Raw genomic sequence first — 25,907 nt, 5'->3', positions numbered from 1 at the left:
CGACCGACCCATGGATGTGCCTTGCCCAGGTTCAGCGTCATCGTCCCCGCGTACGAGGTACAGGCGTACCTCGCCGAGTGCCTGGACTCGGTGCTCACCCAGTCGTACCCGGACTTCGAGCTGATCGCGGTGGACGACCGCTCGCCGGACGGCTGCGGCGCGATCATCGACGAGTACGCGGCCCGCGACCCCCGGGTGAGGGCCGTGCACCTCGCGGAGAACGCCGGTCTGGGCCCGGCCCGCAACGCGGGGCTGGCCGAGGCGGCCGGTGACTACCTGCTCTTCCTCGACGGCGACGACACCCTCACCCCGCACACGCTGCGGGCCGTCGCGGACCGTATCGAGCGCACGGGCGAGCCGGACGTCCTGGTCTTCGACTACGCCCGCACCCACTGGGACGGCACCACCCTGCGCAACCGGCTCGCGGACCGGCTCACCGAGGACGGCCCGGCCCCCTTCACCCTGGCCGACCGGCCGGGGCTGCTGCGGGTGCTGATGGTGGCGTGGAACAAGGCGTACCGCAGGGAGTTCGTCACCCGCGAGGGCCTCACCTTCCCGCCGGGCTTCTACGAGGACACCCCGTGGACCTTCCCGGCGCTGATGACGGCCGGGTCGATCGCCACGCTGGACCGGGTCTGCGTGCACTACCGCCAGCGCCGCCGGGGCAGCATCCTGCGCACCACCAGCCCCCGCCACTTCGACGTGTTCGACCAGTACGACCGGGTCTTCGCCCACCTCGCGGAGCGCCCGGAACTCGAGTGCTGGCGGCCCGAGTTGTTCGCCCGGATGCTCGACCACCTCGCCACCGTCGCCACCCGCCCCGACCGGCTGCCGCGCGGCAGCCGCGCCGCGTTCCTGCGCCGGGCCCGCGCCCACTGCCGCCGCCACCGCACCCCCGGTACCCCCGCGCCCCCCGGCCTCCGGCGCACCCTGGTCCGGCTCGGTCTGCACCGCACCTTCCGCGTCCTGCGCCTGGCGGCCGCGCTCAGGCGCCACACGCGCGCGGCGGCGAAGCGGTGGACGCGGGCGCTGCGGGCGGCCGGCCTGCGCCTGCACTACCGGATCCAGCGCCGTCTGCCGCTGCGCACCGACCGCGCGCTGTTCGCCGCCCGGCCGGGCCCGGACCACGGCTGCGACCCGAGCGCGCTGCGGGCGGCCTTCCACGCGCACGCCCCGCACATCCGCACCGCCTGGCTCGGCGGCCCGGCCGGTCTGCGGCCCGGCACGGCCGCCCACTGGACGGCGCTGGCCCGCTCCAAGTACCTGGTGCACAACGCCGGTTTCGGCCCCGGCCTGGTCAAGCGCCCCGGCCAGGTCTTCGTGCAGACCCACCAGGGCACCCCGCTCGGCCACACCGGCCTCGACCTCCAGGAACGCCCGGCGGTCGCCCGGGACACGGACTTCGCCGGGCAACTGCGCGAGGTCGACCAGTGGGACTACGTGCTCTCCGGCAACCGGCACTCCACCCTGACCCGGGAGCGGGTCCACCCGGGCGCGTACACCACGCTGGAGTACGGCTGTCCGCGCAACGACGCCTTCCAGCGGGCCGGTTCGGCCGACGTGGCCCGGCTGCGCGCGTCGCTGGGCGTGCCGGAGGGGGCGATCGCCGTGCTGTACGTGCCCGCGCACCGCGACCACCGGCGCACCCAGACCCCGCCGCTGGACCCGGAGCGGCTGGCCGGGCGGCTCGGCCCCCGGTTCACCGTCCTGACCCGCGCTCCCCTCGCCGACCCGCCGCGTGCGGGGGCCCGGCTCGTCGACGTCTCCGCGCATCCGGACCTGCCGTCCCTGTGCCTGGCCTCGGACGCGCTGCTCACCGACTTCTCGCCGCTGATGTTCGACTACGCCGGGCTGGACCGCCCGGTGGTGGTGCACACCGGGGACTGGGACACCTTCCGCGCGGTCAGGGGTGCCTACGTCGACCTGCTCGCCCGGCCTCCGGGGCCGCTCGCCCGCACCGAGGACGAGGTGGTCGACGTGTTCGCCTCCGGGCATTGGCGCGGCGTCCGCTCGGCCCGGCTGCGGGCCGCGTTCCGCGACCGCTTCTGCCCGTACGACGACGGCGACGCCGCGGAGCGTGTCGTGCGCCATGTGGTGCTGGGCCGCCCGGCGGGGCTCCCCGAGGCGGTCCCGCCCGGAGCGCCGAGGCCGGTGCGGTCGGCGGCCGAGGCGCTCGTCCGGGCGCCGCTGAAGTCCGTGCCGCAACCTTCCGGCCCGCTCCCCGTCACCGAGGGCCGCTGAACACCGTTGGACCTTCCGGGAGTTTCCATGCCCCTCGGCACGACGCGGCCCACGCCGACCCGGCCGTCCACCTGGCGTCCCGCCGGGCGACCGGGACGCGGCCGCAAGACGACAGAAAGAAAAGCATGCCCCGCTTCAGCATCATCGTTCCCTCCCACGGGGTCTCGGGCCGGCTGTCGCAGGCCCTGGACTCAGTGCTTCAGCAGTCCTTCGGCGACCTGGAACTGATCCCGGTCTGCGACTCCCCCGACGCCCCGGCCGCCGCCGTGGCCGCCGCGTACGCCGAACGCGACCGGCGGGTGCTCCCGGTGAACTCACCGCCGTCGGCCGGACTGGGCGGGGCACGCAACGCCGGGCTGCGGGCCGCGCGCGGCGGGTACGTGCTGTTCCTGGACGGCGACGACCTGCTGCTGCCCGGCGCGCTGGACGCGCTGGACCAGCGGCTGACCGAGACCGCGGGCGTGGACGTGCTGCAGGCCGAGTACGAGCGCGTGCCCTGGTGGGAGGGCGAGCCCGCCAATCCGGCGAAGCCGCTGCTGGCCAAGGCTCCCGGCGGCGCCTTCGCGCCCGGCGCGGCACCCTGGCTCACCGGCGTCCAGCTACCGGCCTGGAGCGCGGCCTACCGGCGCACCTTCCTGACCGAGCACGGACTGGCCTTCCCCGAAGGTCACTTCACCGACCTCGGCTGGGGCGGCCTGGTCGCGGTCGCCGCCACCCGGATCGCGGTGCTGCGCCGGGCGGTCGTACGGCACCGGGCCCGGCGCCAGGGCAGCAGGCTCAACGCGCCGGGACCGCACCAGCGGGAGCTGCTGGACCAGGTGGACCGGGTGCTGCGCCGGGCCGCCGAGTGCGCGCTGCCCGTGGAGCGGGCCCGAGCGCTGTTCGGCCAGTTGTTCACCCAGGTGCTGAAGACGGCCTCCCGCCCCGAGCGGCTGACCGAAGGACACCGGGCCTTCTTCCGCCGCGCCGGGCGCCTGTACCGCAGGCACCGCCCGGCCGGGTACCGCACGCCCGGCGGGAGCCTCGGGGTGCAGCACCGGCTGCTGGCGGCGGGCGCGTACACGCCGTTCCGGGCGCTGCGCGGGATCAACCGGGTGGCGGCCGGTGCGCTGGGGCGGCTGCCGCGTCCGCGCATGCTGCGCACCCGGCTGCGCTACGCCCGCGCCCTGCGCCGGCCGCTCGATCCCCACCTGGCGGTGTACTGCGCCTACTGGGGCCGGGGTTACGCCTGCAACCCGGCCGCGATCCATGCCAAGGCCCGCGAACTCGCCCCGCACATCAGGTCGGTGTTCCTGGTGGAGGCCGACCAGGCGCACACGGTGCCGGAGGGCGTGGAGTACGCGGTGATCGGCTCGCGGCGGTACTGGGAGGTGCTGGCCCGCGCCAAGTACCTGGTGAACAACGCCAACTTCGCCGAGGGCGTCGTCAAGCGCCCCGGCAGCGTGCACGTGCAGACCCAGCACGGCACCCCGCTGAAGAAGATGGGCGTGGACCAGTCGACGTACCCGGTGGTGGCCGCCCGCTCGGGCAGCTTCACCAAGCTGCTGGGCCGGGTGGACCGCTGGGACTACAACCTCTCCTCCAACCGGCACTCCACCCAGATGTGGGAGCGCGCCTTCCCCGGCTCCTACGAGCAGTTGGAGTACGGCTATCCGCGCAACGACGTGTACTGCACGGCGACCGCGGCGGACGTGGCCCGGGTCCGGCGCGAGCTGGGCGTCCCGGAGGGAGCCACGGCGGTGCTGTACGCGCCCACCCACCGCGACCACGCGACCGGCTTCGAACCCGGCCTGGATCTGGCGGAGTTCTGCGCGGCGGCCGGTGACGACGTGGTGGTGCTGCTGCGCGCCCACTACTTCTACGACCAGGGCACGGCCCGCGGTTCGGACCGGATCATCGACGTCACCGCGCACCGCTCGTCGGAGGACGTGTGCCTGGCGGCGGACGCGCTGATCACGGACTACTCGTCGATCATGTTCGACTACGCCAACCTGGACCGGCCGATCGTGGTGTACGCCGACGACTGGGAGGTCTACCGCGAGACGCGGGGCGTGTACTTCGACCTGATGGCCGAGGCGCCGGGCCCGGTGGCCCGTACCCCCCGGGAACTGGCCCGGATCTTCCGCGAGGGCGAGTACCGGGGCGAGGCGTCGGCCGCGTGCCGGGCCGCGTTCCGGGAGCGGTTCTGCGAGTTCGACGACGGGCGTGCCGCCGAGCGCGTCGTCCGGCGGGTGCTGCTCGGTGAGCCGCCGGAGGCGCTGCCGCCGGTGGTGCCGCTCGCCGAGCGTGTGCCCGCCCCCGCCGCCGCGTCCCTCGTGAGGAGCTGATCCGCCGTGCCCCGCTTCAGTGTCATCGTCCCCTGCTTCAAGGTGCAGGGCTTCCTGCGCGAGTGCCTGGACTCGGTGCTCCAGCAGTCCTTCGGCGATCTGGAGGTGATCGCCGTGGACGACCGCTCACCGGACGGCTGCGGCGCGATCCTCGACGAGTACGCCGAGCGCGACCCGCGCGTGCGGGTGCTGCATCTGCCGGAGAACGTCGGTCTCGGCCGCGCCCGCAACGCCGGCATGCCGCACGCGAGCGGCGACTACCTCCTCTTCCTCGACAGCGACGACACCCTCACCCCCGGCGCCCTGGCGGCGGTCGCCGACCGGCTGGCGGAGAGCGACGACCCGGACGTGCTGGTCTTCGACTACGCCCGTACCTACTGGTGGGGCGGCACCCGCCGCAACGTGCTGGCGGACGTCCTGGCGGCCGAGGACGGCACCTTCACGGCGGCCGAGCGGCCGGAGATCCTCGATCTGCTGATGGTGGTGTGGAACAAGGTCTACCGCCGCGACTTCGTGACGGGCCACGGCTTCGAGTTCCCGCCCGGCTACTACGAGGACACCCCGTGGACGTTCCCGGTGATGCTGAGCGCCGCGCGGATCGCCACCCTGGACCGGATCTGCCTGCACTACCGCCAGCGCAGGCAGGGCAACATCCTCTCCACCACCAGCCGTAAGCACTTCGACGTGCACGACCAGTACGAGCGGGTCTTCGCGTTCGTCGAGGGGCGCCCGGAGCTGTGGCGGTGGCGGCCGTACCTGCACCGCAAGATGGGTGAGCACTGCCTGGACATCCTGGCCAAGCCGGACCGGCTGCCGCCGGGTGACAAGGCGGAGTTCTTCCACCGCACGGCGCGGATGTTCCGTACGCACCGGCCGGAGGGCACCCGCGCGAAGGGTGCGACGGCCGTGCTGGAGGGCGGGTACGCCGCCTATCTGCTGCGGCGCCGGGCCGGGCAGGCGGGCCGGGAGGCCGGACGGCGCGCGGCGCGGATGCGGACGGCGGTGGGGAAACGGGCCCGGCGCGGCTGGTCGGCGGTGCAGTCGCGCCGTCCGCTGGACCCGGACCTGGTGGTGTACTCGGCGTCCTCGCACCGGGGGATGCTCGGCGACCCGGCGGCGGTGTACCGGGCGGCGCGGACCATCGCGCCCCGGCTGCGCGGGGTGTGGGTGGTGCGGGACGAGGAGACGGCGGCGACGCTGCCGCCGGGCACCGACCACGTGCTGCTGGGCTCGCGGCGCTATCTGGAGGTGACGGCGCGGGCCTCGTTCTTCGTCAACGACGTCAACTGGCCCGGCGCGCTGGTCAAGCGCCCCGGCGCCACGCACATCCAGACCCACCAGGGCACCCCGCTGAAGTACCTGGGCGCCGATCTGCTGGACAGGCCCGGCGCCCGGCTCGGTTTCGACGTGCCCCGGATGCTGCGGCGGGCGGACCGCTGGGACTTCGGTCTGGTCGCCAACCGGCACGCGGAACTGGTCTGGGAGCGGGCCTTCCCCTGCCACTTCACCTCGGTGCGCACCGGCAGCCCGCGCAACGACGTGCTGGTGGGCGCGGGCGCCTCGCGGGGCGCGGAGTTCCGGCGGCGGCACGGCATCCCGGAGGGGGACACGGTGGTGCTGTACGCGCCGACCCGCCGGGACCACCTGCGGGGCGGGCACGTGGACCGGATCGACCTGGCCGCCTTCGCGGCGGGCCTCGGTGAGGGGCACACGCTGGTGGTGCGGCTGCATCCGTCGCTGGCGAACGGCCCGGCGCGCGGGGCGGGGCTGGCGGAGCTGGCCCGGCGCGGGCTGGTGGTCGACGCGACGGACGAGCCGGACGCGGCGGAGGTGATGCTGGCCTCGGACGCCCTGGTCACGGACTACTCGTCGATCATGTTCGACTACGCCGTCCTGGACCGCCCGATCGTCGTCCACGCCGACGACTGGGAGACGTTCCGGGCGAGCCGGGGCGCCTATCTGGACGTCACCGCCCGGCCGCCGGGCCATGTGACGCGCTCGGAGCGCGAGTTGACCTGGCTTTTCGAGTCCGGGGCGTGGCGGGACGGGGAGTCGGCGGCACTGCGGGCCGACTTCCGGGCGCGGTTCTGCGAGTTCGAGGACGGCCGGGCCGCCGAGCGGGTGGTGCGCACCCTGCTGCTCGGCGAGGCGATGCCCGCCACCGGTGCGGCGCGCATCCCCGGCCCCTCCATGGGGAGCGATCAGCTCACCCGGTCCTCGTGAGGCGGCGCGGGCCGGTGCCCGCGCCGGGGGTCACTCGACGACGAGGGTGACCTCGATGTTGCCGCGGGTGGCGTTGGAGTACGGGCAGACCTGGTGGGCGGTCTCGACCAGCTTGCGGCCGGTGGCCTCGTCCACGGTGTCGGGCAGCTCGACGCGCAGCGTCACCTTGAGGCCGAAGCCCTCGCCCTCCTTGCCGATGCCGACCTCGGCGGTGACGGCGGCGTCGGAGACGTCCACCTTGGCCTGACGGCCGACCAGGCCGAGGGCGCTGCCGAAGCAGGCGGCGTAGCCGGCGGCGAAGAGCTGCTCGGGGTTGCTGCCCTGGCCGTCGCCGCCCAGCTCCGCCGGCATGGCGAGGGGAAGGTCGATGCGGCCGTCGGAGGAGACGGCGCGGCCCTCGCGGCCGTGGGTGGCGGTGGCGACGGCGGTGTAGAGCGCGTCCATGGGAAGACCGGTCCTCTCGGAGAGTCGGTGGCGGCGGACCGGGAGGACCGCCGCCCTCGAATCCGAGTAGAGCACACAATTAAATTGCGCACAACCAAACAGCGCCCGTCTGGCTATCCTGGAGTCATGAGCGCCTCGCCCACCCCACCGGCCGACCTCGCCGCCGACCCGGACTGGCTCCGCCTGGACCGGCAGATCTGCTTCTCCCTGAACGCCGCCTCCCGCGCGTTCAACGGCGTCTACCGCGTGCTGCTGAAGGACCTCGGGCTCACCTACCCGCAGTACCTGGTGATGCTGGTGCTCTGGGAGCGCGACGGCATGCCGGTGAAGCAGCTCGGCGAGCACCTGCGGCTCGACTCCGGCACGCTGTCCCCGCTGCTGAAGCGGCTGGAGACGGCGGGCCTGGTGCGCCGCGAGCGCAGTGCGAGCGACGAGCGCTCGGTACGGGTGACGCTCACCGGCGACGGCGTGGGCCTGCGCGAACGGGCGCTGGAGGTGCCCCGGCGCATCGCGGCCGCGACCGGGGCGGACCCGGCCGAGATCGGCGAGCTGCGCGAGCGCCTCGACCGGCTCACCGGCGCGCTGGACGCGGCGGTCCGGGAACTGGAAGAAGGCCCGGCAGAGCACTGACGGCGACCCGGCGGACGTAGAGCCGTACGCCCGCGTCCCCGTCGGCCGACTCCTCGGCGGGCATGAACTCCTGCGCCAGGACGGCGAGTTTGGCCCGCTCGGCGGGACCGCTCGGTCTCCAGCGGCCGGCCAGGAGATCCCGGTCGGCCACCACCCACACCCGGTCCAGACCGGCCAGCCGTCGCCGCACCTCGGCCGCGTCCGCCTCGCGCCCGTAGAGCGTCCCGGACTCGGGGCCCGGCTCGACGAGGGCGACGTCCCGCACGCCCGCGAAGGCGCGCGGGTAGGCCAGGGCTGCGTTGCGGGCCTGGACCGGCAGGAACAGCACCGGCTCGCCGGGGCGCACCTCCCGTGCCGCGACCCTGGCGGCGGCGGCCAGGTCGTCCGGGCGGTGGGCCGGGTCGCGGTCGCCGCTCATCAGCGGGAGCTGCAGCACGAGCGCCAGGCCGGCCAGCGCGGCGCCGGTCAGGGCGAGCACCGGAGGTCTGGGCACCCGCAGCCGCAGCCGCGCCCCGGCCCGCGCCACCGTGTCGGCCCCGGCGGCGACCAGCAGGGGCGCGCCGGAGAGGGCGTAGAGGACGTAGCGGTCGACGTAGAGCGGGGAGAGCTGCGAGGCCAGCATCAGCGCGGCGGGCGGCAGCACCGCCAGCGGCAGACCCACCCGCGCGCAGGTCGGCCGCCCCGGCGGCGCCGCCAGCCCGGCCAGACCGAGCACGGCGAGTACGAGACAGGTCCAGTACACGCCGTCGCCCGGCCCGAGGAACCAGCGCAGCAGCCCCTGCACGGTCGCCCAGGTCGGCGGGCGCAGCCAGGCCAACTGGGCGGACTGGGCGTGCGAGACCAGGATCATCGGCAGCAGCGCGAGCCCCACCACCCCGGCCGCGCCCGCCCAGCCCCGCCACACCCGTGCGCCGACGCGGGCGAGGGCGAGCGTGGCGGCGTGGGCCAGAAGCAGCAGCACGGCGAACTCGTGCAGCCAGCAGGTGGCCGCGATGACGACGCCGTAGGCCCGCCAGGCGCCGGTGCGCAGGGCGCGCACGAAGAGCAGGGTCGTACCGGTGGCGCCCGCGGCGACGAGCGCGTACGAGCGGCCCTCCTGGGCGTAGTGGCCGGCCATCGGCGAGACGGCGTACAGCAGTCCGGCCCACAGGCCGACGCGCGGTCCGGCCAGGCGGACGCCCAGTTCGCCGACGAGGGCCGCGGTGGCGGCGGCCGCGCAGACGGAGGGCAGCCGGAGCACGACCTCGTCGGGGTGCACGGCGAGGACGGCGTGCATCAGCAGGTAGTACAGGCCGTGCACCGCGTCCACGCCGTGCAGGAGCTGCCAGATCTGCGGCACCGAGCGGCGGGCGACCTGGAAGGTGACGGCCTCGTCGCGCCATATCCCGCCCCGGTCCACGCCCCAGAGCCCGAGCCCGAGCATCACCAGCGCGGGCAGGCACACGGGCGCGCCCCACCGGACGCGCCAGGGCACCCGGCCGGTCCGCGGCCCGCCCGCGCCGCCCGGCACGACAACCGTTGTTCCAGCCGCCCTGGGCGACTGCGCTTCCACAAGAGGCCCGACGTTCACCACGGCCCGATCTTTTGCGATTGGCCAGTCTTTTCCGATCATTGACGGCGTATCGGCAGGGATACACCATCCGCGCGGATTAGGCTCCCACGCGATGAACCGTCTCCGTGTCACCTCCGGTCCGGTCCTCGCCCTCGTCGCCGGCTGGCTCGCCACCCGCGCGCTGATGCTGGGGCTCCTCGTCTTCGGCTCCGCGCACGTGCTGGGCGGCGGCTCGGTGTCGCGCGAGGTGTGGCGGCTGTACTTCCACTGGTACGGCGTGCTCTCCCACGGGACGTTCCCCACGCACGACACGCTGTGGCAGTACCCGCCGGGCGCGGGGCCGGTGCTGCTGGCGCCGGGGCTGCTGCCGTGGCTGTCGTACTTCGAGGCGTTCGTGCTGCTGACGCTGGTGGCGGACGCGGCCGTCGCGGTGGCGCTGGCCGTCGCCGGGCGGCGCGCCGGGCGCAGCCTGCGCGGGGCCGCCCTGTGGGTGGGCGGGCTGCCGCTGCTGCTGCATCTGCCGCTGGCCCGCTACGACGTACAGGTGACCGCGCTGGGTGTCGCCGCCCTGCTGGCGCTCGGCCGCTCCCCGCGCGCGGCCGGGGTGTTCGGGGCGCTCGGCGCGGTGGTGAAGGTGTGGCCCGCGCTGGTGCTGCTCGGCGTGTCACGCGGACGGGCGACACGGTCGGCGTGGTCGTGGGCGACGGCCGCCGGCTGCGCGTCCCTGGCGGTGCTGGCGGTGCTGTTCTCCGACCCGTTCGGCTTCCTGCGCGAACAGGGCGGCCGGGGCGTGCAGATCGAGTCGCTCGGCGGCACGGCGCTCAACCTGGCCCGGCACGCGGGCTGGCCGGGCCGGGTCCGCTACCAGTACGGCTCCATGGAACTGGTCGGCCCGCACGTGCACACGGTCGCCGTCGCCTCGCTGGCGCTGACGGCGGCCGCGTTCGTGCTGCTGGTGGTGTGGCGGCTGCGGGCCCGGCACTTCAGCCCGGCGACGCCGTACGACGCGGCGCTCACGGCGGTGCTGCTGTTCACCGTCACCAGCCGGGTCATCAGCCCGCAGTACCTGATCTGGCTGCTGGGCCTGGCGGCCGTCTGCCTGACCTCGCGGCACACCGGCCAGCGCCCGGTGACGGTGCTGATCCTGGTCTCGACCGGGCTGAGCAGCCTGATCTTCCCGCTGACCTACGGCGAGGTCATCGCCGGGACCTGGCCGGGCTGCCTGCTCACCCTGGCCCGCAACGGAACCCTGCTGGCCGCCGCCGTCCTGTCCTTCGTCCGGCTGTGGCGCTCCACCCGGCCCCCGGTCAACGCGTCCGCGACCCGCGCCGTCCCGGACCCCGGCCGGGTCCCGGACCCCGTCTTGACCCGTTCCTGACGGCCCGGCACCGACCATGGACCCCATGTCTGAAGCCGAGCCCATGCCTGAAGCCGAGCCCCGGGTGGCCGTCGTCGTCATCGGCTACGACGACGCCGGCCATGTGACCGACGCCGTGCGTTCGGCGCTCCGTCAGGGCCCAGCGGTGGGCGAGGTGATCGCCGTGGACGACCGCTCCACCGACGGCAGCGCCGACCTCCTGGACCGGCTCGCGGCCGCCGAGCCCCGGCTGCGGGTGATCCGGCACGCCACCAACAGCGGCGGCTGCGGCACCCCGCGCAACACCGGGATCGACGCGGTGACCATGCCGTACGTCATGTTCCTGGACAGCGACGACCTGCTGCCGCCCGGCGCGGTGGACGCGCTGCTGCGGGCGGCGGGCGGGACGGGCGCGGAGGTGACGGCAGGGCTGTGCGTGCGCCGGGAACTGCCCTCGGGGCGCGAACACCTCTGGCAGTCGTCCCTGTACGCGCGGGAGGCGCTGATCGGGCACCCCGCCGACCGGCCGCACCTGGTCCACGACACCCTGTGCGTCAACAAGCTCTACCGCACCGACTTCCTGCGCGCCCACGGCATCCGCTTCCCCGAAGGCCGGTTCCTCTACGAGGACTTCGTCTTCACCGCCCGCGTCCTGGCCGCCGCCCCGCGCATCGCGCTCGTCCCGGACCGCGTCTACGTGTGGCACGTACGCCGGGCCGCCGGGCACCTCTCGCTCTCGCTGGACCGGGAGCACATCGACAACTGGCACGCGCGCACCCGGGCGTGCGCGCAGGCGCACCGGATCCTGCTGGACGCCGGTGAGGCGGAGCTGGCGCGGGCGGCCAGGGCGAAGTTCCTCGACCACGAACTGCGCATGTACCTGAGCGAGCTGGACCTGCGGGACGAGGAGTACCGGCGCGCCTGGTGGGCGCACACCCGCGCCTACCTCGCCGGGTACGACGCCGAGGACTGGGAGCGGGACCCCGCCGCGCCCGGCACCCTGCTGGGCCGGTTCGTGCTGGAGTCGCCCGAGCCGCGCGACCTGCCCCGGCTGCGCGAGCTGGCCGCCCGCCCGGCCCGTCTGCTGCCGCCCTACGCCCGCGACTCCGAGGGCACTCCCGTCTGGTCGGCCGCGCAGCCCGGCGTGGCCCTGACCCCGCTGCTGACCTGCCCCACCGAGGCGCTGCCCTGCGCCATGGACGCCGAACTGCTCCCGCGGGCCCACATCTCCCGGCTCCGGCTGCGCCTGCACGAGCTGTACGGCCGCCTGGCCGAGGCGGGCCCGCTGGCGGTGACGGCCCGATGGCACGACCGTACGACGGGCCGGCCGGTGCGGCACATCACCCTGCCCCTGGTCCCCGCGTCCCCCGGCATCTGGGCGGCGGACGCGGCCGTCGACCTGAGCGCGCTGGGCGCGGGCGTCTGGGACCTGCGCCTCACCGTCCACTTCAAGGACGGTGCCCAGCGGGACATCACGGCCCACGCCCGCACGGACACCCCCCACCTGCGCAGACGGGCCCTGCCCAGCACCCGCCACCTCGTCCTCCTCGCCCACCCCTACGCCACCCACTCCGGCGCCCTGTCCCTGCGCGTGGCGACGGGAGCGTCGGGGGCGTCCCGGGTGGCACGGGGACGACTGCGGAGGCTGCTGCGGTGAGGTGCCCTACAGCGCCTTGAGCGCCCCCGCCGTGGCACGGGCCAGGTTCGGGAGGTAGCCCTTGGGGAGCTTCGGGCTGCGGATGATCACCGCGCGCCAGTAGAGGGGGCCGGAGATCAGGTCGAGGGCGAGGTCCAGGTCGAGGTCCGCGCTCACCTCGCCCCGCTCCCGCGCCGCCGCCACGATTTTGGACGCGACCCCGTCCTGGCCGTCGCGCACGGCCTTCTGGAGGGTCTCGGCCATCTCCGGGTTGCGGGCGGCCTCCGCCTGGAGGTCGGGGATGATCTGCGAGGCGACCGGGTGGCGCAGGGCGCGCGACATCACCTCGTACAGCAGCCGGAGGTCGCCCTCCAGGGAGCCCGTGTCCGGGGCCGGCAGGCCGAGCACCGCCATCGCGGAGACGACGTCCAGCACCAGGTTCAGCTTGGAGCGCCAGCGCCGGTACACCGCCGTCTTGCCGACGCCGGCCCGGCGCGCGATGCCCTCGATGGACATCCGCGCGTACCCCACGGCGGCCAGTTCCTCGAAGACGGCCGCGCGGATGGCCTCGGTCACGTCCTCCCGGAGCACGGCGGCCCCGGCCGGGGCCCGGCGCGGGCGCGCCGGGGGTTCGTCGGCGTTGGTCGTCATGCGCACCAGCATAGGGCGGGACGACGCAACGGTTGCGTTCCGTCGTCGGATGGGCCTACTCTCCCGTTGCGACGATACGGTCCCGTCCCGACGTGAGTGAACGCATGGGGAAGCGTGCGGAAACGGCGGGCATCGGCCGGACCGCGCTTTTCCACCCTCCGACCGAAAGCAGCGGATGTGAGCCAGGTCCTCGACGCACCGCCCCCGATGAAGGCCCCGGCCGACGGCGACCTCGCGGCCCTGGCCGCCCGGCACGGCCTGACCGTCAGCGGCGCCCGCCCCTCCGTACCGGCGTACGTCCGCCGGCTCTGGGACCGGCGGCACTTCATCACCGCCTTCGCCACGGCCAAGCTGACCGCCCAGTACAGCCAGGCGAAGCTCGGCCAGCTCTGGCAGGTCATGACCCCGCTGCTGAACGCGGCGGTCTACTACTTCATCTTCGGCGTCCTGCTGGGCACCAAGCGCGGCGTCGCCGACTTCATCCCGTTCCTGGTCACGGGCGTGTTCGTGTGGACGTTCACGCAGAGCTCGATCATGGCGGGCACGCGGGCGATATCCGGCAACCTCGGCCTGGTGCGCGCCCTGCACTTCCCGCGCGCCGCGCTGCCCATCTCGTTCTGCCTGCAGCAGCTCCAGCAGTTGCTGTTCTCGATGCTCGCGCTGATCGTCATCGTGCTCTGCGTGGGCGTGCCGGTGACCGCGTCCTGGCTGCTGGCGCTGCCCGCGCTTTTCCTGCAGTTCGTGTTCAACGCGGGCGTGTCCCTGGTGGTGGCCCGGATGGGCGCCAAGACCCCGGACATCGCCCAGCTCATGCCGTTCCTGCTGCGCACCTGGATGTACGTGTCCGGCGTGATGTGGAGCATCGACCAGCACACCAAGGACCAGTCGCGGGTGCTGGCCGCCCTGCTGGAGTACAACCCGGCCGCGCTGTACATCGACCTCATGCGGTTCGCGCTGATCGACAGCTTCGGCGCGGACAAGCTGCCCCCGCACGTGTGGGCGATCGCGGCCGGCTGGGCGGTGGCCGCGGGGATCGGCGGCTTCATCTACTTCTGGAAGGCTGAGGAGACCTACGGCCGTGGCTGAGCAGACCACCTCCCCCGTTCGGACCCCGCGCGACACGAGCGCCGAGAAGGTCCCCACCGTCGTCGCCGACCGCGTCGACATCGTCTACCGGGTCAACGGCACCGGCGCGGGCCGGGGCTCGGCCACCGCCGCCCTCAACCGCATCCTGCGCCGGGGCAAGGCCGAGAAGGCGGCCGGGGTGCGCCGGGTGCACGCGGTCAGGAAGGTCTCCTTCGTCGCCTACCGGGGCGAGGCGATCGGCCTGATCGGCACCAACGGCTCGGGCAAGTCCACGCTGCTCAAGGCGGTGGCCGGCCTGCTCCCGGTGGAGAACGGCCACATCTACACCGACGGCCAGCCCTCCCTGCTGGGCGTCAACGCGGCCCTGATGAACGACCTGACCGGCGAGCGCAACGTCCACCTCGGCGGCCTCGCCATGGGGATGTCCCGCGAGCAGGTCAAGGAGCGCTACCAGGACATCGTCGACTTCTCCGGGATCAACGAGAAGGGCGACTTCATCACCCTGCCGATGCGCACCTACTCCTCCGGCATGGCGGCCCGGCTGCGCTTCTCCATCGCGGCCGCCAAGGACCACGACGTGCTGCTGATCGACGAGGCGCTGGCCACCGGCGACCGCTCCTTCCAGAAGCGCTCCGAGGCCCGCATCCGCGAACTGCGCAAGCACGCGGGCACGGTCTTCCTGGTCAGCCACAACAACAACTCCATCCGCGACACCTGCGAGCGCGTGCTCTGGCTGGAGCGCGGCGAGCTGCGCATGGACGGCGCCACCGAGGACGTACTCAAGGAGTACGAGGCGTTCACGGGCGACAAGGGCAAGAAGAAGTAGGCACACGCCCCGGCCCGGGCTTCCTGAACCGGGGCTTCCGCTTCACGCGTGGATATCCCTTTCAGTCATGTAATGACAGTATGTTATGAAAGGTGATCGCCGGGACGACGAGCCGAAGGAGCCCCTCCAGATGCCCCAACTCAGCGTCATCGTCTACGGACCAAACACCCAGGGGCATCTGGCCGAACTCCTCGACTCCCTCGACGCCCATCCGCTCCCGGACACCGAGGTGATCGTGGCCGCGGTCGGCGACTGGGCGCGGGAGACGGCCGAGGGCCACGCCCCGGAGACGGTCACGGTGGCGCTGCCCGAGGGCACGGGGGACGCCGAGGCCCGGTCGGCGGGGGCCGCGCGGGCCACCGGCCGCTGGCTGCACTTCGTGCACGCCAAGGACAGCCTGCCCGCCGGAGCCCCCCGCCTGCTCGCCGAGCGCACCGCGGAGCTGGACGAGCGGGCCGACGTACTCCTGCTGGACCACGTCACCACCACCTGGCGCACCACCGCCGTCCCCTCCCGCGACGGCCGCCTGCTGGCCGGGGCCGGCCGCGCCGACGTCACCCTGGACGACTCCCCGAACCTGCTCCGCCTGACCCCGCTGCTCGGCACCCGCGCGGTGCGCGCCGCGTTCTGGCGGGCGCACGAGGAGGAGTTCACGGCCGACGACGAGAACTTCGCCGCCCAGGCCGCCCTGCTGCGCGCCGAGCGCGTGGCCTGCCTCGACCAGACGGCGTACGACGACCGCAGACTGCGCCGCGAGAGCCTGCCCCCGCGCACCCCCGAGGACCGCTACGCCCTGATCGACCGCTACGAACGGCTGCTCGCGCTCACCGAGGGCCGCCGCTCGGTGCGTACCGTGCTGTACGGGCTGATGGTCCGTGACCTGGTGCGGGTCTTCGCCCGCGAGGACCTGCCCGAGCCGGTGGCCCGCGAGTTCTTCCGCCGCGCCTCCTCCGCCGCCGTCCGCTGGCGCCCCGAGGGCCACCAGCGCCCGGCGGGCCTGGAGGGCGTACGGCACGCGCTGCTGGAAGAGGGTGCCTACACCCGGTACCGGGCCCTGCAGACCGCGAACCGCACCCGGCGCGCGGCCCGGAAGGCGGTCCGCGCCCGCAAGCGGCGGCTCGGGGTGCGGCTGCGCGAGCAGCAGTACCGCAGGGCGCTGAGCCGTCCGCTGGACCCGGACCTGGCCGTGTTCGCGGCCTACTGGGACCGTGGCGTCGCCTGCAACCCGGCCGCCATCGCCGCCAAGCTCGCCGAACTCGCCCCGCACATCCACCCGGTGTGGGTGGTGACCAAGGAGAACGCGGCCCTGCTGCCGCACGGCACCGACCACGTGGTTCCCGGCACCCGCCGCTACTGGGAGACGCTGGCCACCGCCAAGTACCTGGTCAACAACGTCAACTTCCCCAACGCGGTGGTCAAGCGCCCCGGCGCCGTCCACCTCCAGACCCACCACGGCACCCCGCTCAAGCGCATGGGCCTGGACCAGCGGGACCACCCGGCGGCGGCGCAGGGGCTCGACTTCGCCGCGCTGCTGTCCCGGATCGACAAGTGGGACTACAGCGTCAGCGCCAACAGCCACTCCACCCGCATGTGGGAGCGCGCCTACCCGGCCCGCTACATCCCCCTGGACCACGGCTATCCGCGCAACGACGTCTTCTACACCGCCACCGCCGCCGACGTCCGCGCCGCCCGTGAACGCCTCGGCATCGCCCCCGGCCGCACCGCCGTCCTCTACGCGCCCACCCACCGCGACTACGAGGCCGGGTTCACCCCCCGCCTCGACCTCGCCACCCTCGCCGACCGGCTCGGCGAGGACACCGTGCTGCTGGTACGCGCCCACTACTTCTACGGCGGCGGCGCCGCCTCCCCGCTGACCGGCCTGCGCCGCTCCGGCCGCATCATCGACGTCTCCACCTACGACCCGGTCGAGGAACTCTGCCTGGCCGCCGACGTGCTGGTCACGGACTACTCGTCGATCATGTTCGACTACGCCAACCTGGACCGCCCGATCGTCGTGCACGCCGACGACTGGGAGACCTACCGCACCACCCGCGGCGTCTACTTCGACCTGATGGCGGAGGCCCCCGGCCGGGTCGCCCGCACCCAGGAGGAGCTGACCGAGATCCTCACCTCGAACGCCTGGCGCGACGAGACCGCGACGAAGGCACGGACGGCGTTCCGGCGCCGGTTCTGCGAGTTCGACGACGGCCGGGCCGCCGAACGGGTCGTACGCCGGGTGTTCCTCGGCGAGCCCGAGGAGGCGCTGCCGCCCGTGCTTCCGCTGGAGGAACGTATCCCCGCCCCGACGCCCGAGGAGCTCCAAGGATGACGAACCCCGATGTCACGGTCACCGTCATCGTCTACAACGACGCGGCCCGGCTGCCCCGCGCGGTCGCCTCCCTGCGTGCGCAGACCCACGAGAACATCGAGATCGTCATCAGCGACGACCACTCCACCGACGAGACCCCCGAGGTGGCCCGGCGGCTGGCCGCCGAGGACGGCCGGGTGCGCTACCTGCGGCTGCCGGAGAACAGCGGCGGATGCAGCGCGCCGCGCAACCGGGCCATCGACATCGCCCGCGCCCCATACCTGATGTTCCTCGACAGCGACGACGAACTCCCGCCGCGCGCCGTGGAACTGCTGCTGGCCGCGCACCGGGAGCGCGAGGTGGACTTCACCATGGGCGCGGTGCGCCGGGTCCGGGTGGACAACGGCCGCCGCACCACCTGGATGCCGCACCTGGTCCGCGAGCGCCGCACGCTGGACGGCATCGCGGCCGACCCCCGGCTGCTCTTCGAGCACCTGTCGACCAGCAAGATGTACGCCCGCGCCTTCCTCGACCGCCACCACCTGCGCTTCCCCGAGGGCATCCACTACGAGGACCAGCTCTTCTCGGCCCGGGCGTACGGCCTGGCGCGAGCCTTCACGATCATCCCGGACCCGGTCTACACCTGGTACATCGAGCCGTACGCGGCCGAGTCCAGCGCCTCCATCTCCAACCAGCGGCACAAGATCTCCAACGTCGCGGACCGGGTACACGTCCAACGCCTGATCGACGGCTTCCTGGCGGAGAGCGGGCTCGCGGACCTGCGCGAGGACAAGGACTTCAAGTTCCTCAAGCACGACTTCCGGATGTACGCGGGCGACCTGCCCTACCGGGACGACGAGTGGCTGGCCGCCTTCGCCGAGATCATGAACCCGTACCTGGACACCCTCGCCGACGGCGCCTACGCCCGGCTGCCCCGCCCGGAGCGGGTGGTGCTGGAGCTGCTGCGCGAGGGCAACCTCGACGGCCTGCGGCTCGCCGCCCGCGGCCTGGGCCACCCGGTGGCACCGCGCGAGATCACCGCAGACGGCGACGGCACGCCCTACTGGGGCGGTGCGGTACCCGCCACCGAGCGGGGGCGCCGCGAACTGGACCTGACCGACCTGGAGCTGGAGACCCGCCCCTTCTCCACCGCCTACTTCCGCCACGAGATCACCGACCTGCGCCCCGGCCCAGGCGCCGCGCTGACCCTGACGGTGCGCACCTACGACCCCGGACTCAGGCTCCCGGTCGGCCCGCAGCGGGCCGGGCTGCTGCTCTCCCCCGGCCGGCGGCGCCTCACGGTGCCGTTCCGGCTGGACCCGGTGCGGCCCGGCGTGTTCGAGGGCCGTGTCCACCTGGACCTCACCAAGGCCCGGCTCCCCGTCCAGGGCTTCGACGGGGTACGGCATCCGCAGGTCCGGCTCCAGCAGCAGGGACTCGCCCACTCGGGCCTGCTGCTGGCCCCGCTGTTCTTCCCGGCCCTGACCGCGCGGGTGGACCACCCCTCGGGCACCGCCTCGCACCGGGTCACCGTGGAGCCCGAGGGACGCAACCCCGGCCGGCTCCAGATCCGCTGGCAGCCGGTGGGGATCACGGCCCGGGTGCTGCGTCCGGTGGTGCGCAAGGTGGACCGGCCGAGGGTACGCAACGCCTTCCGGCTGGTGACGAGCGCGCTGAAGTGAGCCCCGCTCAGCGGCGCACCTCGTAGAGCACCTGTCCGGCCGGTCCGGTCGTCACCGCGCGCAGCCACGGCTCGGCGTCGGCGGCCGGGCCGACCACCCAGCGCACCCCGTACCGGCGCGCTATGGCCCGCCGGGTGCCGGAGGAGGTGTCCGCCGCGAAGTACCGCTCCACCGCCGCGTCCCGCCCGCCCTGGTCCGGCAGGAACACGTCCGGGTAGCCGGGCGCCACGGTGTACGGGCCGTAGGCCGGGATCTGCCGGGAGGGCACCGTACGGGCCATGACCACGTCCCCGTAGCCGACCCAGGGCGTGATCCAGTGGTAACCGACCCACGGCGGGCGGTACTTGGCGGCGATCGGGGCGGGCAGCGCGTCGCGCGGGATCACGTACCCGAGCATCCCCGCCTGGCCCCAGGCCCCCACGGCGAGGGCGGCGCCGAGCAGGCAGGCCCAGCCGAGTCGTAGCGCCCGCCGGCCCGCCGACACGGTCTCCAGCGCGGCCGCGAGCTGGGCCGGGATCAGCGCGGCGGGCGCGGCACGGCCCCAGGAGTAGTGGCCGGTGAGGCCGCCGGCCACGAACAGCGCCGCGCCCAGGGCGAAGAAGAGGACCAGCGGGTCGCGGTGGTCGCGGCGCACGCGCAGGGCCAGCGCGGCCACACCGAGCAGCGCCAGCCCGAACCGCCCGAGCAGGTCGGAGTAGAGCGAACGGTGGATCGCCTCAAGCCCGGTGCCGGCGGAGAACAGCGCGAAGAAGTCGTAGTACGGCCACAGCCACAGCAGGACGATACCCACGGCGAGCGCGGCGGCGAGCTTCGGGAGGGCACCGCGGGCGGCGCGGGCGGCGAGGACCGTGGCGAGCGCGCCGAGGCTGGCCACCACACCGGTGAACTGATGGCACAGCAGGATCAGCGCCCACAGCGCCCCGAGGCCGGCCCAGCGGCCCCAGCCGCTCTCCGTGCGCAGCGCTGCGGTGAGCCACGCCCAGAAGTGGAAGGACAGCCCGAGCGCGAACACGCTCGGATAGGCCACCGTCAGCGCCAGGGAGTTCAGGCCGAGGAAACCGCTCCAGTTGAGCAGGTCCGGGCCCCACAGGAAGACCAGGGACAGGATCGCCAGGGCGGGCGCCGCCCGGTGCGCGCTGAGCGTGCGCACGTACCGCCACACCCCGGTGAACAGCAGCCCGAGCCCGACGACCGCGCCGATCCGCAGCACCACGAACACCGGCAGGCCGGTGAGCCGGGCCAGAGCGCCCAGCACCAGCATCCACGGCGAGTAGTACGGGCTCGGTGTGTCCGCGTCGACCAGCGGGTTGCCGGGGTCGAGCAGGCTGTGCCGCAGCCGCTGCACGGTCGCCGCGTGTATGCCCAGGTCACCGGCCCAGGGCAGCCGGACGACGGCCAGCAGCATCAGCAGCGGGACGAGCGCGGCGAGGGCGGCGGCCACCAGTGACGGCCGGCCGTGCCCCGCGCGGGACCCGGTGGGGTTCGCTGTCACGCGCCAGACCCTATCCGAATCGGACACATCGCTCGGAAAGCGACGAGGGCGCCCCCGACCGGGTTCTCCGGTCCGGGGCGCCCTCGGTTCAGGCGGTGCCGCTCGGCGTCACGCGTGCGTGCGCAGCAGCGTCCGCATCGTGCGCATCGCCACCGACAGGTTGGCGAGGTCGAACGCGTCCGAGCTGCGGATCTCCTCCAGCGTGGCGCGCGCCCGGCTCAGGATGGGCGCGTTCTTCTCCTCCCACGCCTTGAACCGCTGCTCCGGCGTGGAGGTGCCGTTGCCCGCCGCGAGCACGTCCGCGGTGAGGGCGGCGTGGGCGGCGTACAGGTCCTCGCGGATGGAGGCGCGGGCCATGGACTGCCAGCGGTCGGCGCGGGGCAGCTCGATGATGCGGTCCATGAGCTGGGTGATGTGCAGCCGGTCGGCGAGGTCGTAGTACACCTCGGCCACGTCCAGCGGCTCCTTGCCCGTGCGGTCGGCCACCGAGACGATGTCCAGCGCCGGGAAGGCGGAGGAGAACCCGGCCACGCGGGTGGCGAGTTCGGCCGGGACACCGGCCTCGCACAGCTCGTCGTACACGTGCTGGTACCACTCCAGGTCCGCGCCGCGCAGCAGCTTCGGCATCTGCTGCCAGACCTGCTCGACCCGGTCCGCGAAGAACTCCACGGTCTCGGCGAGCTGGAGCGGCTGCGGCCGGTTGTTCAGCAGCCAGCGGGTGCCGCGCTCGACCAGTCGGCGCGAGTGCAGCCGGATACGGGTCTGGACGGCCGCGTCGACCTGGTTGTCCAGCGCCTCCACCGCGTCCCACACCGGGGACGAGCAGAAGATCGCGCGGGCCGCGGTCTGGGCGCGGACGATCTCCTCCAGCGAGGCGCCGGTCTCCTCGCGCAGCCGGTGCAGATAGGTCGTACCGCCCGTGTTCACCGTGTCGTTGACCAGCACGGTCGTGGTGATCTCACGGCGCAGCGGGTGGCTGTCGACGACCTCCGCGAACTGCTCGCGCAGCGCCGTCGGGAAGTAGGCGTGCAGCAGGCCGCGCAGGTACGGGTCGTCCGGCAGCGAGGTGTGCAGCAGCTCCTCGGCGACCGTGATCTTCGTGTACGCCAGCAGGACGGCGGTCTCCGGGCTGGTGAGGCCCTGGCCCTGGTTCAGCCGCTCGCGGATCTGGCGGTCGGTGGGCAGGAACTCCAGCGCCCGGTCGAGGTGGCCCTCGCGGACCAGGTGCCGGATGAACCGGGCCTGCGCGTGCAGCATGTCCTTGGACTGGGCGAGCGCGTTGGCCAGCGCGGTGTTCTGCGCGTAGTTGTTGCGCAGGACGAGCGCGCCGACCTCGTCGGTCATCTCCGCCAGCAGCTTGTTGCGCTGCTTGACGGTCATGTCGCCGTCCGTGACCAGGCTGTTCAGCAGGATCTTGATGTTCACCTCGTGGTCGGAGGTGTCCACGCCGGCGCTGTTGTCGATGGCGTCGGTGTTGATCCGGCCGCCCTGGAGCGCGAACTCGATCCGGCCGAGCTGGGTCAGGCCCAGGTTGCCGCCCTCGCCGACGACCTTGACGCGCAGGTCGGCGCCGTCGACGCGGATGGCGTCGTTGGCCTTGTCACCGACGTCGGCGTCGGTCTCGGCCGAGGACTTCACATAGGTGCCGATGCCGCCGTTCCACAGCAGGTCGACCGGCGCCTTGAGGATCGTCTTCATCAGGTCGGCCGGGGTCATCTTGGAGATCTTCTCCTCGATGCCCAGGGCTTCCCGGATGTGGTGGTTCAGCGGGATCGACTTGGCGCTGCGCGGGAAGATCCCGCCACCCGCCGACAGCAGCGAGGTGTCGTAGTCGGCCCAGCTCGAGCGGGGCAGCTCGAACAGGCGGCGGCGCTCGGCGTAGGAGGTGGCCGCGTCCGGGACCGGGTCGATGACGATGTGCCGGTGGTCGAAGGCGGCGACCAGGCGGATGTGCTCGGAGAGCAGCATGCCGTTGCCGAACACGTCACCGGACATGTCACCGATGCCGACGACCGTGAAGTCCTCGGACTGGGTGTCCAGGTCCAGCTCGCGGAAGTGCCGCTTGACCGACTCCCACGCGCCGCGCGCGGTGATGCCCATGCCCTTGTGGTCGTAGCCCGCGCTGCCGCCGGAGGCGAAGGCGTCCCCGAGCCAGAAGTCGTAGGACTGGGCGACCTCGTTGGCGATGTCGGAGAACGTCGCCGTGCCCTTGTCGGCCGCGACCACCAGGTAGGTGTCCTCGCCGTCGTGGCGCACCACGTCCTCGGGCGGGACGACCTCGCCCGCCACCATGTTGTCGGTGATGTCGAGCAGCGCCGAGATGAACGTCTTGTAGCTCTCGATGCCCTCGGTCAGCCAGGCGTCGCGGTCCACGCTCGGGTCGGGGAGCTGCTTGGCGACGAAGCCGCCCTTGGCGCCGACCGGCACGATGACGGTGTTCTTCACCATCTGCGCCTTGACCAGGCCGAGGATCTCCGTGCGGAAGTCCTCACGCCGGTCCGACCAGCGCAGGCCGCCGCGCGCGACCTTGCCGAAGCGCAGGTGCACGCCTTCGACCCGCGGCGAGTACACCCAGATCTCGTACGCCGGGCGCGGCGCGGGCAGGTCCGGGATGGCCTGCGGGTCGAACTTCATCGACACGTACGCGTGCGGGCCGCCGTCGCGGGCTTCCTGGAAGAAGTTGGTGCGCAGCGTGGCCTTGATGACGGTGAGGAAGGAGCGCAGGATGCGGTCCTCGTCCAGGCTCGCCACCTGGTCCAGCGCGGCGTCCAGCTCCTCCAGCAGGGCGTCGGTGATCTCCAGGCCGGCCTTCTGCCGGTCCGGGGACATCCGGGCCTCGAACAGGGAGACCAGCAGCCGGGTGGTGTGGACGTTGTTGCGGAGGGTGTCCTCCATGTAGTCCTGGCTGAAGGTGGAGCCCGCCTGGCGCAGGTACTTGGCGTAGGCGCGCAGCACCATCGCCTGGCGCCAGGTCAGTCCGGCGCTCAGCACGAGGGCGTTGAAGCCGTCGTTCTCCGCATTGCCCGTCCAGGTCGCGGCGAACGCCTCCTGGAAGCGCTCCCGGCCGTCCTCGCCGAGGTGGTCGCCGCCGGCCTTCTGGGGCAGGCGCAGGCCGAAGTCGTAGATCCAGGCGGTGCTGCGGTCGGCGCGGCGCAGCTCGTAGGGGCGCTCGTCGACGACCTCGACGCCGAGCCGGTTGAGGACCGGCAGCACGGCGGAGAGGGAGACCGCGTCGCCCTTGCGGTAGATCTTGAACCGGCGCTCGCCGGGGGCGGCGCCCACCGGCTCGTACAGGCTGAGCGAGAAGTCGTTGTCCTTGTCGTTGCTGAGCCGCTCCAGGTGGACCAGGTCGGCGACGGCGGAGCGCGGGGAGTGGTCCGCCTTGTAGCCCTCGGTGAAGGCGTTGTTGTAGCGGCGCAGCAGCTCGGCGGCGCGCTCCTCGCCGCACTCGGCGTTCAGCGCCTCGGCGAAGCCGTCGGACCAGGAGCGGGTGGCCTCGACCAGGCGGGCCTCGATGCGCTCCTTGTCGGCGTCGGAGAGCTGCGGCAGCTCGGTGCCGGGCTGGACGCGGACGACGAAGTGCAGCCGGGACAGGATCGACTCGGTGTTCCAGGCGGTGAAGTCGACGCTGATGCCGCCCAGTTCCTCCTTGAGGATGTCGATGATCCGCAGCCGGACCCCGGTGGTGTACCGGTCACGGGGCAGGTAGACGAGGGCCGAGTAGTAGCGGCCGTACTCGTCCTGGCGCAGGTAGAGCCGCAGCCGGCGGCGCTCCTGGAGGTAGAGGACGCTGGTGGCGATGGACTGGAGCTCGGCCGGCGGCGTCTGGAACAGCTCGTCGCGCGGGTAGGTCTCCAGGATCTGGGTCAGGTCGCGGCCGTCGTGGCTGTTGGGCGAGAACCCGGCGCGCTCCAGCACCTCGGCGACCTTGCGGCGGATCACCGGGACCCGGCGCACCGACTCGGTGTACGCGGCGGAGGAGAACAGACCGAGGAAGCGGCGCTCCCCGACGACGTTGCCGTCCGCGTCGAACTTCTTGACGCCGATGTAGTCCAGGTACGACGCCCGGTGCACGGTGGCCCGGCTGTTGGCCTTGGTCAGCACCAGCAGCCTGTGCTCGCGGGCCTTGGCGCGGGCGTCGGCCGGGAGGCGCTCGAAGGAGGGGCTGACCGGGTGCTCGTCGTCCTCGGAGTGGTGCGGGTCGGAGCGCAGGATGCCGAGGCCGGTGCCGGGCTTGGCGCTCAGGGAGTCGTCGCCGAGCAGCTCGTACTCGCGGTAGCCGAGGAAGGTGAAGTGGTCGGCGGAGAGCCAGCGCAGCAGCTCGCGGGCCTCCTCCACCTCGGCGGCGGGCAGGTCGGCCGGCTGGGGCTCGTCCCTCAGGCCGTCCGCGATCCGGACCGCGGCGTCACGCATCTTCTCCCAGTCCTCGACGGCCTCGCGCACGTCGGACAGGACGCGCAGCAGGTCGGCGGAGATCTGCTTGAGGTCGGCGCGGTCGGTCTCCCGGTCGGTCTCGACGTGGATCCAGGACTCGACGTGCGCGTCGTGCGGGAGGTCGCCGTGCGGCGTGGTGGTCAGGACCTCGATCAGCTTGCCGGTCAGGTCCCGGCGGACGACGACCTGCGGGTGGATCACGACGTGGATGCCGCGGCCCTGGCGGGTCAGCTCATTGGTCACCGAGTCGACCAGGAAGGGCATGTCGTCGGTGACGACCTCCACGACGGTGTGGCTGCACGTCCACCCGTTCTCCTCCACGGTCGGGGTGTACACCCGCACGTTGGCCGTGCCCTGGGGGCGGGTCTCGGCGAGCCGGTAGTGGGAGACCGCGGCACCGAAGACGTCGACCGGGTCGCGGTCGGCGAGGTCTTCCGGTGCGGTGTGCAGGTAGTAGCGCTGGAGGAACGCGAGCACGGCTTCGCCGTCCGGGGTGCCGGGCGTGCCCTCGCTCGTGGTCCCGGTCGGTAGGTGCCCCCCGACCGGGCTGTTCTCAGCTACCCGAGCGGCCCGATCGAGCAGCTCGGCCTTGGCTTCGTCCAGCTTGGTCTGCATTGTCCTCTGGCTCCTGTCGCGCGCCGTTGCGTGACGTAGAAGGAAGTACGGTTTCTTCCCCTCCGGTATGACGCCACGGCCCGAGGTGTCCGGTCCGTTCCGACGCTATGCCGCGAGGTGAGATGGGCGGAGGGGTTTCGGCCATTGTCGACAGACTTGTCGGAAGCGACGCTGCTCTCCACACCGTCGTGCCGGGGGCCGTGCCCGGTGTCCGGGGGGCTGCGGCGCCCCCGTCCCGCCCGAGAGGACCAGCGACCGCCGCCCGGGCACGGAGGTCGTCCGTGCGGTCCGGGCGCAGGGCAGGGACAGTGGCGTCCCCGCGAGATATCGCGCTGATCACGCCACAAGGCTATCGCCCCCGACGGGGGCCCCGTCATGAGCCGTATGTGTACAAAACCGGGGG

General features: G+C 73.3%; 15 protein-coding genes. 10 read left to right on the top strand and 5 right to left on the bottom strand.

Annotation, left to right across the window (positions count from 1 at the left end; all coding sequences use genetic code 11):
- The first annotated feature begins 21 nt into the window (after positions 1-21).
- From HEK131_RS03850 to HEK131_RS03840, 3 genes are all read left to right on the top strand, one after another.
- Complete coding sequence (locus tag HEK131_RS03850; protein WP_244333671.1) at positions 22-2,241, top strand: bifunctional glycosyltransferase/CDP-glycerol:glycerophosphate glycerophosphotransferase; 2,220 nt, start codon at positions 22-24, stop codon at positions 2,239-2,241.
- 125 nt (positions 2,242-2,366) lie between these two features.
- On the top strand, positions 2,367-4,568 hold the full coding sequence (locus HEK131_RS03845) for a bifunctional glycosyltransferase/CDP-glycerol:glycerophosphate glycerophosphotransferase (RefSeq protein WP_244333670.1): 2,202 nt from the start codon (positions 2,367-2,369) through the stop codon (positions 4,566-4,568).
- Positions 4,569-4,574: 6 nt separating this feature from the next.
- Positions 4,575-6,791, top strand: coding sequence for a bifunctional glycosyltransferase/CDP-glycerol:glycerophosphate glycerophosphotransferase (locus tag HEK131_RS03840; RefSeq protein ID WP_244333669.1), 2,217 nt, complete (start codon positions 4,575-4,577; stop codon positions 6,789-6,791).
- A gap of 30 nt (positions 6,792-6,821) precedes the next feature.
- Here the strand turns inward: HEK131_RS03840 and HEK131_RS03835 are convergent, their stop codons facing one another.
- A complete protein-coding gene (locus HEK131_RS03835) occupies positions 6,822-7,235 on the bottom strand; it encodes an organic hydroperoxide resistance protein (protein ID WP_161146327.1) in 414 nt (137 codons plus the stop codon).
- 126 nt (positions 7,236-7,361) lie between these two features.
- On the opposite strand from HEK131_RS03835, the gene HEK131_RS03830 reads away from it, so the two are divergent.
- Positions 7,362-7,865, top strand: coding sequence for a MarR family winged helix-turn-helix transcriptional regulator (locus HEK131_RS03830; protein ID WP_244333668.1), 504 nt, complete (start codon positions 7,362-7,364; stop codon positions 7,863-7,865).
- Here HEK131_RS03830 and HEK131_RS03825 read toward each other — a convergent pair.
- A complete protein-coding gene (locus tag HEK131_RS03825; protein WP_244333667.1) occupies positions 7,807-9,339 on the bottom strand; it encodes a glycosyltransferase family 39 protein in 1,533 nt (510 codons plus the stop codon). The genes HEK131_RS03830 and HEK131_RS03825 overlap by 59 nt on opposite strands.
- 190 nt (positions 9,340-9,529) lie before the next feature.
- Here HEK131_RS03825 and HEK131_RS03820 point away from each other — a divergent pair, with 190 nt between their 5' ends.
- Together HEK131_RS03820 and HEK131_RS03815 are read left to right on the top strand one after the other, a co-directional pair.
- Positions 9,530-10,795, top strand: a complete 1,266-nt coding sequence (locus HEK131_RS03820) for a glycosyltransferase 87 family protein (protein ID WP_244333666.1) — start codon at positions 9,530-9,532, stop codon at positions 10,793-10,795.
- Positions 10,796-10,811: 16 nt separating this feature from the next.
- A complete protein-coding gene (locus HEK131_RS03815) occupies positions 10,812-12,431 on the top strand; it encodes a glycosyltransferase family 2 protein (RefSeq protein ID WP_374201392.1) in 1,620 nt (539 codons plus the stop codon).
- Between the two features lie 6 nt (positions 12,432-12,437).
- On the opposite strand, the gene HEK131_RS03810 is transcribed toward HEK131_RS03815, so the two are convergent.
- Positions 12,438-13,061, bottom strand: a complete 624-nt coding sequence (locus HEK131_RS03810) for a TetR/AcrR family transcriptional regulator (RefSeq protein WP_217460401.1) — start codon at positions 13,059-13,061, stop codon at positions 12,438-12,440.
- 177 nt (positions 13,062-13,238) lie between these two features.
- Here HEK131_RS03810 and HEK131_RS03805 point away from each other — a divergent pair, with 177 nt between their 5' ends.
- The 4 genes from HEK131_RS03805 (at position 13,239) to HEK131_RS03790 (ending at position 18,963) form a co-directional block, all read left to right on the top strand.
- The gene (locus tag HEK131_RS03805; protein ID WP_217460402.1) at positions 13,239-14,147 is read left to right on the top strand and encodes an ABC transporter permease; all 909 of its coding nucleotides are present in this window, start codon (positions 13,239-13,241) and stop codon (positions 14,145-14,147) included.
- Positions 14,140-14,973 (top strand): ABC transporter ATP-binding protein, encoded by an 834-nt coding sequence (locus tag HEK131_RS03800; RefSeq protein ID WP_217460403.1) that lies wholly within the window; start codon positions 14,140-14,142, stop codon positions 14,971-14,973. Before HEK131_RS03805 ends, HEK131_RS03800 begins: the two co-directional genes overlap by 8 nt.
- Before the next feature lie 130 nt (positions 14,974-15,103).
- Positions 15,104-17,302 carry a bifunctional glycosyltransferase/CDP-glycerol:glycerophosphate glycerophosphotransferase gene (locus HEK131_RS03795; RefSeq protein ID WP_244333665.1) on the top strand — a complete coding sequence of 733 codons (2,199 nt, stop codon included), beginning with the start codon at positions 15,104-15,106 and terminating at the stop codon, positions 17,300-17,302.
- Positions 17,299-18,963, top strand: a complete 1,665-nt coding sequence (locus tag HEK131_RS03790; protein WP_244333664.1) for a glycosyltransferase family 2 protein — start codon at positions 17,299-17,301, stop codon at positions 18,961-18,963. Before HEK131_RS03795 ends, HEK131_RS03790 begins: the two co-directional genes overlap by 4 nt.
- Before the next feature lie 7 nt (positions 18,964-18,970).
- Here HEK131_RS03790 and HEK131_RS03785 read toward each other — a convergent pair whose 3' ends face one another.
- Entirely contained in the window at positions 18,971-20,368 is a 1,398-nt protein-coding gene (locus HEK131_RS03785) for a hypothetical protein (RefSeq protein WP_244451932.1), read from the bottom strand.
- Positions 20,369-20,563: 195 nt separating this feature from the next.
- The gene (locus HEK131_RS03780) at positions 20,564-25,504 is read right to left on the bottom strand and encodes an NAD-glutamate dehydrogenase (RefSeq protein WP_244333663.1); all 4,941 of its coding nucleotides are present in this window, start codon (positions 25,502-25,504) and stop codon (positions 20,564-20,566) included.
- Between the last annotated feature and the right edge of the window lie 403 nt (positions 25,505-25,907).

The sequence above is a fragment of the Streptomyces seoulensis genome (genome assembly GCF_022846655.1).
GTDB lineage: Bacteria > Actinomycetota > Actinomycetes > Streptomycetales > Streptomycetaceae > Streptomyces.
This window is presented reverse-complemented; position numbering and strand designations above follow the sequence as displayed.

Coding starts and splice junctions, on each gene's coding strand:
- HEK131_RS03830 (WP_244333668.1), top strand. CDS start 7,362: ATGAGCGCCTCGCCCACCCCACCGGCCGACCTCGCCGCCGACCCGGAC.
- HEK131_RS03780 (WP_244333663.1), bottom strand. CDS start 25,504: ATGCAGACCAAGCTGGACGAAGCCAAGGCCGAGCTGCTCGATCGGGCC.
- HEK131_RS03835 (WP_161146327.1), bottom strand. CDS start 7,235: ATGGACGCGCTCTACACCGCCGTCGCCACCGCCACCCACGGCCGCGAG.
- HEK131_RS03815 (WP_374201392.1), top strand. CDS start 10,812: ATGGACCCCATGTCTGAAGCCGAGCCCATGCCTGAAGCCGAGCCCCGG.
- HEK131_RS03785 (WP_244451932.1), bottom strand. CDS start 20,368: ATGCTGCTGGCCGTCGTCCGGCTGCCCTGGGCCGGTGACCTGGGCATA.
- HEK131_RS03845 (WP_244333670.1), top strand. CDS start 2,367: ATGCCCCGCTTCAGCATCATCGTTCCCTCCCACGGGGTCTCGGGCCGG.
- HEK131_RS03810 (WP_217460401.1), bottom strand. CDS start 13,061: ATGACGACCAACGCCGACGAACCCCCGGCGCGCCCGCGCCGGGCCCCG.
- HEK131_RS03820 (WP_244333666.1), top strand. CDS start 9,530: ATGAACCGTCTCCGTGTCACCTCCGGTCCGGTCCTCGCCCTCGTCGCC.
- HEK131_RS03790 (WP_244333664.1), top strand. CDS start 17,299: ATGACGAACCCCGATGTCACGGTCACCGTCATCGTCTACAACGACGCG.
- HEK131_RS03795 (WP_244333665.1), top strand. CDS start 15,104: ATGCCCCAACTCAGCGTCATCGTCTACGGACCAAACACCCAGGGGCAT.